Below are 15,487 nucleotides of genomic sequence, written 5' to 3' on the forward strand. Positions count from 1 at the left end.
GATTATCACCTTAATTGAGGATCGATACTTAAGACCGATTGCTCATATTAAGTAAGTACTTAGACCAAAAGGTGATCAATAGTTTTCACACAGCCTGTACGTATTGCTGTCGTTGGTTCATCACGAATTTAATAGCCGCTTTGAGCCTTAAGCGGACCTTGACCACAACCAATGCGCTGGTCCGTTTCAGACAAGTTGCGAATGAACAGATTATTGACTAGCTACTTCTGCTTCGTTCGCAAGAGTTGCAAAAATGATATTCATCATTCTTAGGCATCGTCACTAATAAAGTTGAGCCCAGTTAAATTAATCCGACAAGCCCGAATTCTTCACTTTTTGTATGGTTTTTAAAAAAAAGCGGTACATCTTAAAGGCGGCAAGAGTTTTGCTATGCTAATCGAAAGGATTCTGAGCATTGGTTCAGATGTATTTATTCATCTAGATGCAAACTATAGTCGTCAAAGCCTCTCAATGTATTTCTACCAGCTTGTTTGGCTTCGAATAATGCTAAATCAGCTTGGTTAATAATACTGTCTAGAGTAGTTAATTGCCTTGTACTGACTCCAGCGTAACCGGCACTAACCGTCACTCTTTTGCCTGGGCTGCTTAGATTTTCTATGTGCAGTGCTTCAACGTTTTCTAAGATACGGCTTGCAACAAGTTTTACTCCACGGACGTCAGTATCTGGCAAGGCGACAACAAATTCTTCTCCACCAAATCGGATCACGATATCACTCGGACGTTGCACTGAACTTTTTATCGCTTTAGCTACGGCTACTAAGCAAGTATCGCCTGCTAAATGGCCATAGGTGTCGTTATAGCTCTTAAAAAGATCGATATCTATAACAATTACGCTAAAAGGCTTGCCACTTCTAGCGGCGCTTTTTAATGCAGCGTTGACTTCGGTATTTAGATAATGACGGTTACATAAGCCTGTAAGTTGATCGCGAAATGACACTTGGCTTAAAAACTTCATCCTTAGACCGTTCATCAGAATATTTCTAACACGGTGCACCAACGTCATGGCAAGTATTGGTTTAACAATAAAGTCTGTTGCGCCTGCTTTCCAACACGCTTCCTGAGCGCTGTGCTCTACGTTTCCGGTCATGAACATAACGGGAATGTCTTCCGTGGCAGGTGAGGCTTTAAGCTCTTTGCAGACTTCCAGACCATTTTTCACTGGCATATTCACGTCAAGAAGAATTAGGTCCGGCTGCATCGAAACACACTTCTCCAGTACAAGGGTACTCTTGCACAAAAATTCGGTGATTGCTGTTTTTGCTAGCATGGTCGACACTACTAGAGCACTTATTTCATCATCATCCACAATCAGAACGCGACACCGTTTCATATCGCTTTCATCAAATGCAGCATGTTGCGAAATCAATGTTTTTATCATACGGCTACCGTTGGGAATTGTTGAAATAGCGAGCGGCTTTTCACATACTATGAGCTAAACACTTCAGGAAAGCTAGCTTCGAGGTCGACTGGTGGGAGCGGTCTACAAAACAAGTAACCCTGCCCTTGTTCACACTTTAACGCTTTAAGCATTTGCTGTTGTTGTATTGTTTCAATTCCTTCGCACACTAATCGTAAGTTAAGCGACTTTGCCATGTTTTTGATTGCCGTAAAAATGCTAAATGCTTGCTTGTTTTCGCAAATGTCTCTTATAAACGCTTTGTCAATTTTCAACAAATCAAAATTGAAACTTCTTAAGTAGGACAAGCTCGAGTAACCAGTGCCGAAGTCATCTAACGCCACTGTAACGCCCAGTGACTGAAGTGCAGAAATCGTTTTGTTTGCATTAACTACGTTCTGTAAGAGCGCTGACTCTGTAATTTCAAGTTCGAGTAAATGAGGGGGTATGTCGCATTTTTGAAGGGTGTTCGCAATCAGCGCTACAAAGCCCGGCGCATTGAATTGAGATGCGCCGATATTAACGGCAACACCCATTTTCACGCCGCCATCTAACCACTTTTTCACTTGCAAACAACTCTTCGTGAGTACTTGCTCGCCTAATAATTGTATCAAGTTTGATTTTTCAGCAACTGAAATAAATTGATCTGGCGGTATCAACTGTTCTTCATGCCCTAACATTCGAACAAGTGCCTCAACGCCGCTGATAGCACCTGTTGTTAATGAGTATTTAGGTTGATAGTGAATGATTAATGCGTTTTCATCTAGGCGCTGATGAAGAAGCTTTTCAATATTGACGCGCTCTCTAAGCTCATCAGAAAGGGTTTCGTTATAAAAGGCATGCGCATTGCGCCCTTCACTTTTCACCTTGAACATAGCGGTATCCGCATGTCGTATTAGGTCGTCTGCTGTATTAGCGTCGCTAGGATAAATACTAATTCCCATACTCATTGTTAAGCGATAGCGCTCTTCTAATACATCGAAAGGTTTGCTTATCTCTTCAAATATTTGAGAGGCGATTTTATTGATTTGGTCGTGACCTGCACAATCAACTAGGAGTACAACAAATTCGTCACCTCCAACACGCGAGATTATAGTGGTGTCATTACATACCATTTGTAAACGGTTAGCGACCGTCTTAATAACCTCGTCACCTTTGTTATGTCCGATGGTGTCGTTAAGGTATTTGAAGTTGTCAATATCAAACATAAGTACTGCCACAAGGTGGTTAGTATGCCGAGCGCGCGCAACTTCTTGCTTCAATTGATTATTAAGGGAGACTCGATTTGGGAGCCCTGTCAGATGGTCATGGTTTGCAAGATGAGTCATCTGATTTGCCATGGCGACGACATCACTAATATTTTGAAACGCTAGCACCCCACCAATGAGGTTAACATTCTCAATGTCAAATAGCGGACTCGCGGTCAGCTCAATTTGATATTGTTTACCCGAGCGACTGCAAAGTTCGATATCGAGAGACATCGTAATCACGCGCTTTTGAGACATAGCGATATCTAATGGTGCAAGGGCCGTAGACGAGTTACTCGAATAATTTAATTTAAGAATATCTGTTATTGCATTACCTATCGCCTCAGAGGCGAGAAAGCCGGTAAGTCGCTGGGCAACTGGATTAATGAACGTTATTTTTTTATTTATATCAGTGGCAACAACGCCATCACCAATTGAGCGTAATATTGTTTGTAAGTGTGTTTTCTCAGCATGGGTTTGATTTAGCGCTTCTTTGACCGATTCAGCTTGTTGCCTTATGACCATTTGGTTCTTAATGCGCATTAGGCACACATTGGTGTGGATGGGCTTGGTAATGAAGTCTACCGCACCGAGTTCAAGTGCTTCTACTTCTATCTCAGCATCATGGTGAGAGGTTATAAAAACAAAACTCGTCGAAAGTAATGCGGGGATTTTTTGGAGCAATCTACATAAATCAAATCCGTTGATTTCTGGCATATCGATATCTAGCAAAACAATGTCAGGCGTATATTGCTCTGCCAATACTAAGGCTTGTTGAGGTGAAGTGGTCGTTATGACCTGATAATGGGCATTCAGCGCACCTTTGATAACCTCAAGCTGAATAGCTTCGTCATCGACGGCAAGAATCATTGCTCTATTATTGCAATTTGACGACATGCGCTATATCCCTAAAAACGTTTCATCGTGCCCATCAACGCAGCCCTAGAAATAGTAAATAAAACCTAACGCCGTGAATGCTTTGTTCAATTAAATTAGCAGTATTACAAGATTTACATCTATTAGACAAAAGTATTGTCGAGCTCTGATTCTATTAATATTGCAATTTTGGATTAAATTGGAAGTCGCAAACTTAGACCATGACGATTTACAGCTAAGCACTTTAGGTTTACGTTACTCCGTAGGAGCGCAATAAAAGAGTGCATAGTCAAAAAGCTTTTTTAAAAAAAGCCCGCACATCAACAATGCGGGCCATAAAGGCATCTTTACTGCCTTGCAGCGCGACAAGCGTAGCACACCCTATACTTTTGGCTAGTTGCTTACGATTTTCGGTGAGCGTTTTTTTGAGCTCACCAAACCCAACGGGGATCGTTGCAGGATGTAACTCGTTAGCAGTGATTAATGAATTGTCTAAAACAGAAAGATAAAAGGGCGTTATGGAAAACAATTCTCTAAAAGAGAATAAAGGGCACAAACCTCAATAGGTTTTCCTAAGTGACCTTCGAAGCCTATTTTTTGGTAGTCCTGCACGTCCTGCTCCATAACATTGGCGGTTAGTGCAATAATGCGCGCGCGTCCATAACGCTGCTTTATAAATTGACAGGCCTTTTTGCCATCCATAATAGGCATATTTATGTCCATAAAGACGATATCAGGTTGATACTGTTCGTACGCTTCTACAGCGAATTGGCCGTTTGATACGACAAGCAGTGTGGCGTTCGTGTCTGCCAGTATCGACTTAACTACTTCTTGGTTTATCTCGTTATCTTCAGCGATCAAAATAGTGCGGCCACTCAAGTTTGGCGCTACCTGTCCTGATGATTCTGGGGTTGAATCGAGAGTGTTAGTAGAAGGAAGAAGGGGGAGAGATACCACAAACTTTGTTCCCTTATTCTCTTCGCTTACAACATTGATGCGGCCCCCCATCAATTCCACTAATTCGTGAGTTATTGACATACCCAGCCCGGTACCTCCAAACTCCCTAGTTGTAGAAATGTCCGCTTGCGTGAACCGGTCAAATAAGGTGGCTAATGCACGCTTACCCATACCAATACCAGAGTCGACAATAGTGAAGACAAGTCCGTGCTTTCCTTTGCGCTGCTCTGCTTTCAACTGAATATCTACACTACCTTGTCTTGTAAACTTAATTGCGTTGGAGGTAAGGTTCATAAAAATTTGGCGAACACGAACAGCATCACCAAACCAATAGATTGGCATCGTGGATTGATAATCAACACTCACCTTGATACCTTTCTCAAAAGCATTAGGAAGTTCATTCGACAAAATTGATTCGATTGTCTTTTCGATAGAAAACTCTGTTGATTCTAGACTTAGCGAATGGGATTCAATTTTTGTGTAATCTAAAATATCGTTCAAAATGCGTAGTAATGTTTTGGCTGAGTAAACTGCTGTTGAAACGAGTTTTTTAGGCCTATCAGAAAGTGGCTCTCGTTCTAATATCTGAAGCATACCAAGTACGCCATTCATTGGCGTTCTTATTTCGTGGCTCATGTTAGACAGAAAGATACTTTTGGCTTTATTAGCATTGTCAGCTTGCACTTTGGCCTCACGGAGTGCCTGTTCTGCCTCCTCCTGTTCAGTGATATCTTGAATAACAGACCAAATTAGGGGGACACCTTTTTCGTCTATGATTTTTACGCCAGAGAGTAATACGGGATAGCAATGTCCATCTTTATGAATATATTCTTTTTTGTAAGGCCCATAGCGGCCAATAGAATCTAAAAGTGAAAGTTGTTTCGCCTCCTCTTTTTCGTATTTCGATGGCGTCAGCTCCCAATAACTGAGCTTGTTTATTTCATCTAGTCTGTACCCAGAAAACTCAGTAAACTCCCTGTTGACTGACAAAAATGCGCCATCAGTAAGTCGGTTAATTGCAATTCCAACAGGAGCCTGCTCTACAAACGCTCTAAACCTTTCTTTCTGGAGTTGAATAGCGGACTCATATTTTTCTATTTCGATATTTGCTTTCGCCACTGCTTCTTTCGATTGAATGATATCTGAAATATCGCGACCTATTGCTAATACAAGTGTGGTTCCCGGCACTTCAAACGCGCTAAGTGATACTAAACATTGAAACGTTGCCCCATCTAGCTTTGAGTGCACCCAACGAAACAACTGGGGGCCTTCTGTGACCGTTTTGGAAATGTAGGTATTGGCAAGCTCAGTAGAGCGCGTTCCACATGGCTGAAATTCAGGTGATAAATCGGCAGGACTGACCGCTAAAAAGTCTTGCTCACTATCAACACCATGCATCGCAAGTGCGGAAGCATTGCACTCAATAAACTTTCCAGTAGCTAAGTCTATGATTGAAAGTGCGTCAGCTGAAGTGTCAAAAAGCGTTTTGTACTTATCTCGTTCACGTTTCAGGCTAGATAACTCAAGCTTTAGAGCTGCATTCTCTTGTTCAATCGAACCCTCACTGTAGCTATCCATTAACCGCACAATCCTTCAAACATCTGTAGTCGTACAATTTAGTGTACTTGCCCATAAAGTAAATGCAATTAATCAACTTACTATTTTCGAAAGCCCAATTGCATTTATCGATTGTACGGGATATTCGACGTACTGCTTCTATATACCACTTAGGCAAAGAACCATAAAAAGCTAAGCTTCTTAGTCAACGCAATATAAAACTAAAAGTGAAACATTTAGATTGATAGTTATTTAGTTTCTGTTGGCAGCATTGACTCACACTCAGCAACCTCTAGAGATAAAACAAAAAAGTACTATTCGATGCAAGAGGTATTTTTGCATCCAATGCTCTGTAAACAAGCAGTTTTCAACAGCTAGTTTCGGGAAGGAAAACGGCTGAATCTTTTACGGCTAATTTTGTGAATTCGAGATACTTTCAATCTATCTAATGCGTAATAGATAACCCTAAACGACCGGAATACGCGCGTTTCTGCCGTTTAAATATTAATATTTGAACGGCAGCTATTGGACTTGAGTTCAATCATTTGAATCTGGCAGATCAAGTTGAGACTGATTCACGTAACAAAACAATCTTTTTAGTTGTTTTGTTACGCTTTTCTACAACTAGAGCCACTTTCATTTGCCCAAGATACAAATCGATGTTGCTCGACCTACTATATTGCGCTTAGCGCTCTATATAAAATACATTTCGATTGTATAGATTTTCTATCGATACCAACCTTTCCTCAATACAAGGTTTGTGCGAGCTTTAGGCTGTTTTCGCGTCACGGACACTAGTATTATTTTTACTTAGTTTGGCACTCGAGTTCTCTCATAGACGTTGTTAGTAATTTATATAGCTTACTCTTAACATCTGAGTAATTCGGATCATTCGCAATTTTATTAGCATCATCAGGGGCTTTGTGTTACTGCAGATTTATCACCTGAAGATAGGTGGTGCGTTTATCACCACTTCCCTCGGCGAGAAGATAGTAAAACAACTTACCTTCTGATATATAAACGACGCCTTTTGAAAATTTAGCTGAACGCTTAATACCGCTATACACCCTCGTAAAACCATTCGTTCCGCCTTTAGCCTGTTCAATGAAGGGCTGTCCGTTTTCCAAGCCAATGATGTAAATGTTGTCTCCTGACGTGTAAATATTGTTGGCGCCAACAAAATCTTCAGACGTAATAAATTCTTTGGAACCAACTGGCTTATAATGATGAAGATTGACTACAGTTTTATTTTCTTTGTCTTGAACGCGGCTAATGATGTGAACGTCTCCTTTATCTGTGATGGTCCAATCGAAACCACCCACAATGTGTACGCTGTCTTTTTTCTGTGTTTTAACCCAATCTCCGGTTTCAACAACTAAAGCGGGAGATGCATCAATTAATGGAAGTTGAATGGGTTCGCCTTTGTAATTTTTCCAGTCAGATAAACCCAGTGGATTGTCTGAATACATAAAGTAGACGCCATTTTGATAGCGAAACTTGTCTTCCTTATTATTTAGTCGTCGTTGAAAGGCAAACCCTAACGTATTATTAGCAAACTTCATGTTTCCGTAGTTGCTCCACGTGTAGGGTAATCCATCCTCTTTGACGTTAAGCTTGTTTATGCTCTTAAACGGTGACCAAATACCATTACCTATGTATCGATTGAAAATACCTTTCCCGTCATGCGAAGTCCCCTGCCTGATATAGAAAAACAAGTCACCTTGACCATTTTGAAAAAACTTTGGGTAAGTAAGTTTGGAGAATGCAGCGTGGTCTTCTTCTCCCGTCATCGATATGTGGTTATAGTCACTATCACCTTCACTATGAACACTCGAGTCCTTTACAAATAGGTCAAGACTGAACGCATCGTCTTGCACAGATGCTGCGCCTGGCACACTGTATGAGTATCGAAAATAGTCTTTCTCAAAACTACCGTTACCGCCTGTATCTGAGTGCTTGCTATAAGCATGCACATCAAACACTAAATGAATAGACTCATCTCTAGGACTTATTCCAACAGCAATGGTGTTGTGTGTTTCACCAATCCACCACCGACCGACCAGACCTGTGTGCCTATGAGGAAACTCTATATGCTTGAGTTGACCATTTTTAAGGTTTAGGCGCGATAACATCATGTGCCGGTTGTACTTTCCGCCTTTGTACCACGTCATAAAGACGTAGTGCTTATATGTTTTGATGGCATCGCCATGTGGGGATATCGCCGAGCCATACTGGTAGTTATATCCTCCGTCTCGATTGTTCTCTGTCTCCAAAGATCGGTGCACGTTGCCCATTTTTTTGCCGTCAAAAAATAAGGCGCTATCGGTGATTTTCACTTCTTTTTCTAAAAACATAGTTTGGCTAGGGGCTGATTTATCCTCACGCGTAGAAAGACACCCTTGAAGAAAAAGTAAGATACTTATGATGCATATAAAACTAGCTATTCTCATTTTACAGCTTGACCCTCTTTATTGGTTTTAGCAGCACTGGTCCAATTAACCCTGAGCGCTGAAGCTCTGTTGTCTCGGTTAACCGGGTTTCAAATGTGATTTGGGTATTGAATGCTTTAGGTTTAATTGAGTCAGGGAACGCCTCGGGAAACGTTAAGTCACCTACAAGCCTGTTTAACCAGGTTGTTGCAACCTCGACTTTTATTTCGTTGTCGCCTACACGCAGCGCTTTGGTAATATCGGTGGTGAGAGGCCTACTCCATAGCTCTGCGAAACTTTGGCCATTAACGAACAACCGCGCTATTACCCCTACCTCGCCCAAATCGATAAACCAACGTAAATCTTCATGCAATTGTTCGCTATTCATGGTTATCGTAGTTTGATAGATAACTTCACCAGAATAATGCTGTAGCGCAGTTGGTGAGAGTTCTGTCAGCGAGGTTAAGCGCTCTAGCACTAGCGATGTATCAACATCTCGCTCATCTTCAAAATACACATTCCATGGGCCTTTGACCACTAAAGCAGAGGGTATCGAGCTTATTGACACGTCTTTGACTGAGCCATCTGAAAGTGTTACTTCGTATTTGCCGTTTTTAGGCGATGTAAAAATAAGCGCGCCATCGGCGTCGATAGTGCTGTCTACCCATACAGATGCTGGAACACTGTCATCCATGTCAAAAGAGATTTTTGACTGAACGCTGCTTACATTTTTATTGTTGATACTGCTCTGGCGCTCTGTACTTTTTTCTTTTTCAAAAACGATAAACGCTGAACCTAGCCCCTGAAGGAACAAGGGTACTGTTATTTTATGCTCCCCGGATGTGTACCGTGCAATCTTCACAATTTCACCCGTTATTGGATCCCATAGTTGAGGGGTCACATTTGGGTTATGCAAGCGGAAACTTGGAGAAATCTTTTGTGGCTCGTCCGATTGATTCGCCACAAAGTAAATATCGTGGGTTTTACTACGTCGATGGCTCCAAATCACGGTATCGGGTAAATTCCCCACATCTGGCGGAGAACCTATCTTTGCTAAGATTTGCTTAAATTCAGTCTGCTGAGAATTTTGGTAGAAGACATTACCCAAACCATATTGTCTGTGCGTGATATCTACGCCGTTTATATCCTGCCACAATAGATTTGAATAGTGCTGCACTTCAGTATCAGCATGCGGAAAACTCTCTAGACTTGGTGAACTGCTGGGTTTAGGTCCGTATATGCTGCCTCCAGCTTTAACGAGCTCTGAAATTTTCTTCAACAACTCAGGGCGTATAGTGCTTACGTCAGGAAGTACTAGCAGCTTATAAACACTACCGTTAGGTAACTCGAACTGGCCATTTTCAACGCTGAGCTTGTTTAGAATAATTTCAGCGTTGATGAAATCATAGCTATAACCGGATGGAACTTCTGGCCCAATGGCACCAGTCATTTTCGGTGCATCTTCACCAATAAAATACAGGATATCTGCAACATACTGGCCTTGCTGCAACATATAATTTGAACGTTTAACATAGTCTAGCCAGCTTCCCATGTAGCTAAACCAAGTATTGTTTCGATTAAATTCCGAACCAAACCATGCGTTCACGCCCGGTCTTTTATCCTCGTATGCTTGCTGAATGTAGACATGCAAAAGCGTGTGGTTTACACCTTCGACAAACGACCAATCGCCTCGTTTTTTAAAACTCCATGGGTGGTTTTTAAACGATTCACTTCTTCCAGAGGTAAAGGACTCAGACATGACCGTTCTATGCCCGTAAATGTGAGCGGCTGACGAAGCGGCTTTAAGTTCTATAGCGCCCAGATTGCCAGAAGCCCAAAACTCGCCACTCACAATATCGGCTTGCCCACCGTATTGCAGGAATTCGCCGGGAAAACCCCAGTGTCCATAATTCTCCAGCCATAATTTCAAGCCATGCTCGTGCGCCCGTTCTCTCAAGCCCGCAGCATAAGCATGCGCCACCTTATCAGCAACTAAGCGTCTGACATCCCATAAAAATCTCTCGCTCTGATCAGCGCTGTTAACAATTCTTCCAGTGTAAACAGGTAAAAACGGGGTTGGATCGTAGCCATATTGATGCTTAAACTGATGCTTGAAATCATCTGTCCAGTTTTGCGCCCCTTTTTCGTAACTATCAACCACGACATACTTGAGCGCAATTCGCTTTTCGGGTGGCAAAGCACTTAGTATTTTTCCAACGTAAGCATCGAAATGGTGCTGCGCAAGTTGCTTATTGAGCTTGTCTACTTCAGGGCCTCTTGCTGAATGACTCGAAGGTCCGTTTGTCGCCCCCGTGGGACGCATAAAGTAGTGAACAATTGTCCAATTACCCTCGGGCGCCTCCCAGTTAAGCTTTTTACCGTCAAAGAGCTTTGTAACGTCAATTACGTCACCGGCTTTAATGGTCAATTCTGCATTCTGATTAGGCACCGGCTTTTCCCATACATAGCTATCATGTTTGGGCTGAGGCGTTGGATGAACCTTAGCTAGCTTTTTTTCAACAAAGCGTTCTAACGTATACTGACCGCTTAGCTTTATCTCTTTCAAACCCGGAGACAGCTCAGCAGGGCCTCTTCCGCGCTTTATATTACTAATTAAAATCCGAAACTCTGTTGATTCTACTTCTGCAAAAGAAACAGCTATTGGCGCATCGTGTTCAGGTCCAAGCTCCGGCCTGGATGGTGGTCGCTGCATCGAGAACGTCGAGAGTGTCTCGAATTCGCCGTTTCTATTCATGTACTGTAAGTCAACTTCAGCTGAAAAGGCGTGTTCTGGATAAATTAAAAGCGACGTTACAACCTGACGTTTTTCATGACTTATATCTATTTGCAGTCTGCTGTACTTGTCTAGCGCATGTTGGGGAAATGACCAGGATGAACTCAAATCATCATCAACAAGCACTGATACATCAGTAGGTATACTTCTCTCTTCTGAAGATAAAGTCGCCGCTGTTGCTAGAAAACCCTTTCCCTTGTGCGACATGAGTTCAGCTTGTGGCGTCTTAAATGCTATTAAACTTACTGTCTGGTGAAACCCTTCAGGAGTAGTTAACTCAAGCGGTTTGTTACTTATGTCACTAAACTGATATTCGTTGCTGTCTAGATAACGCATCGATTTTTCGGGGGCTACCCAAGGCCCTCCAGACTGACTCCAGCCCGGTGAATTAAAGATCCCAACATCAATATTGTACTCAGCGGCTTTTTCGATAGCGAAATAAAGATGCTCCCACCACACATCGCTCAATGCTCTGGTTTTTCCATATTTTCCATTGCTTGGATTTAGATGGATAATGCCGATTAACGCAGTACCAATTCCCGCTTTTTGCATCGCGGCTAAGTCGTTTTCAATACCACTTTTGGTTATGTGATCATTTACCCAATACCAATATACCCATGGCTTAACTGCATCAGGAGGGCTCATAAAATTCTGAGCTAACTCCTTGGCATCAGCATCGTAGAACTCTTCAGGCATGGGCGCATCGGGTATGTGAATCGACTTTGTTTCAGTCTGGGTTTTGTGTGCACAAGCTAGCAGAGGTGTTCCCAAAGCTAGAGTTACCAAGAGCAGATTAGCAGACTTAAAAATAAATCTAATCATGCTCTGGTCTACTTGCTTTTTGAATGGTGTAGAGGGTCACAGGGCCTATAAGCCCTGAGGGCTGAAGATTCTTAGGCTGCTTTTCAAAAAAGTTATACCCTGTAAAAGTAACGCGTTCACTAGGCGGAGGGGGAGTATTTTCAGTAATCCACGGAACCGTATCTCCCGTCATTGAATAGCCGCTGGTGTCTGGAAGCGCTTCATCACCTATTAAACGATTAACCCACGTGTTTGTGATGCTCACTTCAAGTTCATTGTGTCCCGCTTTTACATAATCTTGAATATTTAGAACGAAGGGGGGCTTCCACAGCGTGGCGATAGACTTACCGTTTAAAGAAACCTCAGCAATTTGCTGAACGTCTCCAAGGCTAAGGTAGAGGGGCTGCGATTGATTTATAAACGCTTCATCGATAACAAGTGTATTTTTGTACACCGCCTTACCGGAATAATGTTTAATGCCCGATACATCACTCGTCGTCCAATCAATGAGATTTTCGAAACGGACATCACCTGGACCAGCCCATTTCTGATCAAAATGAACTTCCCAAGGGGAGTCAAACTTGCTCAATATGTTATGCTTATTTGCATAAGTATCGACTAGCAGTTGATTCCTTGAACCGTCGTAAGGTGGTTGTTCGTCATCTCTTCTTATCAAAACGAAACGCGATCCAAAAGGTTCCAGTGGGATTGTTGTCACAAGACGCGTTTCATTGCGAACAAAATCTGTTATTTTCTCTATAGTTCCATCATCAGCATGCCAAATTTCTGGTACGCCATCACCTTCTCTAATATCTATTTCAACAGGCTTAAATGATGGTTCGTCATTATAAAAATAATAGAGATCGTTGTTATCTATTCGGCGATGTGCAAATGCATGCGAAGGCTTGCCATCGATAAACAGATCGGGCTCATAACCCAATACTTTTATTGTTTCTTCGAGATCGTAAGTACTTATTGTGCCTTTCCCGTAGTGCAATACCTTACGATCATCTGAAGAAGGCTTGCCCCATAGTTCATCAACAATTGTGTCAAACTCGTGTTTTTCCGGCCACTCACTGAAACCAATGACTTTTTCGGGCCTATCGCCAATAACAGTGGCGCCATCTGACACCAACTCTTTTATTTTACGTAGCGTCTTTAGGTGTAAGTACTGAGTTTTGTAAAGATGTAATGCTCTATATCGCGTGCCCTCCGGTAACACTAAGTGACCATTTTCTACTTGTATTCGGTTAATTAGAACGTCTGTATTGACATAATCGTACCCAAATCCATCTGGTACTGATGTATTGTTTGCGTTACCCACGCGTAGAGGAGCTATATCTCCCAAATGCACAAGAAAATCAGCATCTGGGACACCTTGCTGCAGCAAGTAAGACCCCCTAGCTAAATATTTAAACCATTCAGTACCACCATTACTCCACCACGTTTGTGTTCTATCTATATGGGAGCCAATGGAGTCCATTGTCATGCCTGGTTTTACATGATTATTGGGTTGATGAGCAAAACGGTGAAACATAGTTTCATTAATGCCCCTAGCCCACATTTCATCGCCGTAGTGTTTATAAAAATAGGGATGGCCGTACCAATTGACCGTTCTTATTGAGGTAAAGGATTCTGCTGAAACTACTTTCTTTCCATAGACGTGTGCTGACGAAATAGCCGCCATCACTCTGCCGTTGTACTGTTGATCTCTTACCCAAAACTCTCCCATTAACCGATCTGCCTTTCCACCTGCTGCTAACTCGTCGAAAGGTCCCCAGCCGTAAGGCTCTATATAAGATTCGAGGCCATGTTTATTCGAAAGCTTGGTGAATTCGCCAAAATAGTTTTCTACCATTAAATCAGAAAGATGCTGCCGAAACTCTTGAAGCACAGCACCCGTGTGAGCGGGCGATTCGATAACCCGCCCTGTAAGTAAGGGTAACCATGGAATAAAGTCATACCCAAATTTATCTTTAAAGCTTTTTTCTATTCCTCTTGTCCAGTTCTGGCCTCCGACTTCATAACTGTCTATTTCTGTGGTTTTCAGTGACTTTATGCCTTGCTCATTCACCTTTTTGACCAGCTTACCTACGTAATTATCAAAGTGATGCTCCAGTGCATTCGCGTCGAACTTGTCGATTTCTAATCCCTCGCCCTCAATTGTCGCAGGGACATTAAAGGCACCTGTGCTGGTATAACCAAATCGTAAAATTCGCCAGTCTCCGTCGGGTATTGCTATTCCCTCTGGGGGCATAACTCCACGATGTAGAACTTGAATATCTCTTGATGCGACTATGGCGGCTTCTGCGATAGTCGGCGTCATACTCAGCTTCCCACGCTCCATGGAATTCATGGATAACCAATCATTTATCCTTGGTACTGACCACAGATCAAAACGCTTTATTGTGATAGGTTTGGTAAATGAAATTCTGAAATATTTGGCTGTAAATCCATCTTGGCTTTCATTAACAAGTTGCGGACTAAACGCCCACATTCTCGCACCGGTTCTGGGCCGACGTAGGTTTTCAACCACTGTTTCAAAGTTAATACCGTCATTTGAAATAAGTAGTGCGGCGTCCCCATGCCGGTCTGGTGTTTCTATTTGCAAACTTCTCAACGTAGCAACATCATCAAGCTCAACTTGCACCCAATATTCATCGTTTTCATTTTTCTCGAAAATAAATTCTGTATCCCAGTCTCTGTCTGACAAAACTTCAGCATTTAATGTCGAATCTGATGAGCTTATTCTTCCGGTCGAAAATAAATTGTGACTGGAATACTCATCTTGGGGAATAGCAATTACTGCAATATCTTTATAAAGCCCTTCTGCGAAACCTGGTTTCAAAGGTAAATGTCTATTTCCGCCAGAAACAGACTGCTCAGACCACGTTACCCGCTTCATTGACTGCTCTGGCGTAACCCATGGTCCACCACTTGATGTCCATCCGTCAGCGTTATGAATGCCGAACTCAATATTGTACTTATCTGCCTGTGCCGCGGCGTGGACAAGGTGATCATAAAACTCTTCAGTACCGAATCTAACTGGCCCACGAGAAGAGTAAGGCCAGTTACGTCGATGTACGTGAAAAAATATTGCACCACCGATGCCGGCTTCTTCGAGTGCTTTGAAATCCTCAGAAAAGCCTTCTTTTGTCAAATTACCATTCATGGCGTGCATCCACGTTTTGGGCAGATAATCATTATTAGGTTGCATAAACGCATCAGACGACAGTGTGTCGCCGAATGCACTAATCGAAAAAAAAACGCTGACTAAGAACATGTTCGGGAGAAAAAACCTAGTACACACTAACAATTTATTAATTAAGTTTTGATTCATATTGATTATTTTTGTAACATCATGATTACATATGACTGAATATACACGACATAGATACGGTTTAAAAGA

General features: G+C 42.2%; 6 protein-coding genes. All 6 read right to left on the bottom strand.

Annotation, left to right across the window (positions count from 1 at the left end; translation table 11 throughout):
• Positions 1 to 430: 430 nt before the first annotated feature.
• The 6 genes from GVO62_RS14730 to GVO62_RS14755 all read right to left on the bottom strand — a co-directional run bounded on the left by GVO62_RS14730 (position 431) and on the right by GVO62_RS14755 (position 15,295).
• Entirely contained in the window at positions 431 to 1,399 is a 969-nt protein-coding gene (locus GVO62_RS14730; protein WP_159119876.1) for a GGDEF domain-containing response regulator, read from the bottom strand.
• Between the two features lie 47 nt (positions 1,400 to 1,446).
• The gene (locus tag GVO62_RS14735) at positions 1,447 to 3,561 is read right to left on the bottom strand and encodes an EAL domain-containing response regulator (RefSeq protein ID WP_159119877.1); all 2,115 of its coding nucleotides are present in this window, start codon (positions 3,559 to 3,561) and stop codon (positions 1,447 to 1,449) included.
• 495 nt (positions 3,562 to 4,056) lie between these two features.
• Positions 4,057 to 6,075 (bottom strand): PAS domain S-box protein, encoded by a 2,019-nt coding sequence (locus GVO62_RS14740; RefSeq protein ID WP_159119878.1) that lies wholly within the window; start codon positions 6,073 to 6,075, stop codon positions 4,057 to 4,059.
• Positions 6,076 to 6,980: 905 nt separating this feature from the next.
• Complete coding sequence (locus GVO62_RS14745) at positions 6,981 to 8,408, bottom strand: BNR-4 repeat-containing protein (RefSeq protein WP_236547179.1); 1,428 nt, start codon at positions 8,406 to 8,408, stop codon at positions 6,981 to 6,983.
• Positions 8,409 to 8,505: 97 nt separating this feature from the next.
• Positions 8,506 to 12,099, bottom strand: a complete 3,594-nt coding sequence (locus GVO62_RS14750; RefSeq protein WP_159119880.1) for a glycosyl hydrolase — start codon at positions 12,097 to 12,099, stop codon at positions 8,506 to 8,508.
• Positions 12,092 to 15,295, bottom strand: coding sequence for a glycosyl hydrolase (locus GVO62_RS14755; RefSeq protein ID WP_236547180.1), 3,204 nt, complete (start codon positions 15,293 to 15,295; stop codon positions 12,092 to 12,094). The genes GVO62_RS14750 and GVO62_RS14755 overlap by 8 nt, the downstream gene beginning before the upstream one ends.
• Positions 15,296 to 15,487: the final 192 nt, after the last annotated feature.

This window comes from Alteromonas sp. KUL150 (genome assembly GCF_009811475.1).
Taxonomy (GTDB): domain Bacteria; phylum Pseudomonadota; class Gammaproteobacteria; order Enterobacterales; family Alteromonadaceae; genus Alteromonas; species Alteromonas gracilis.

Bases quoted from the DNA above. Each gene is read 5' to 3' on its own strand.
- GVO62_RS14730 (WP_159119876.1), bottom strand. From the start codon at position 1,399: ATGATAAAAACATTGATTTCGCAACATGCTGCATTTGATGAAAGCGAT.
- GVO62_RS14735 (WP_159119877.1), bottom strand. From the start codon at position 3,561: ATGTCGTCAAATTGCAATAATAGAGCAATGATTCTTGCCGTCGATGAC.
- GVO62_RS14740 (WP_159119878.1), bottom strand. From the start codon at position 6,075: ATGGATAGCTACAGTGAGGGTTCGATTGAACAAGAGAATGCAGCTCTA.
- GVO62_RS14745 (WP_236547179.1), bottom strand. From the start codon at position 8,408: ATGTTTTTAGAAAAAGAAGTGAAAATCACCGATAGCGCCTTATTTTTT.
- GVO62_RS14750 (WP_159119880.1), bottom strand. From the start codon at position 12,099: ATGATTAGATTTATTTTTAAGTCTGCTAATCTGCTCTTGGTAACTCTA.
- GVO62_RS14755 (WP_236547180.1), bottom strand. From the start codon at position 15,295: ATGCAACCTAATAATGATTATCTGCCCAAAACGTGGATGCACGCCATG.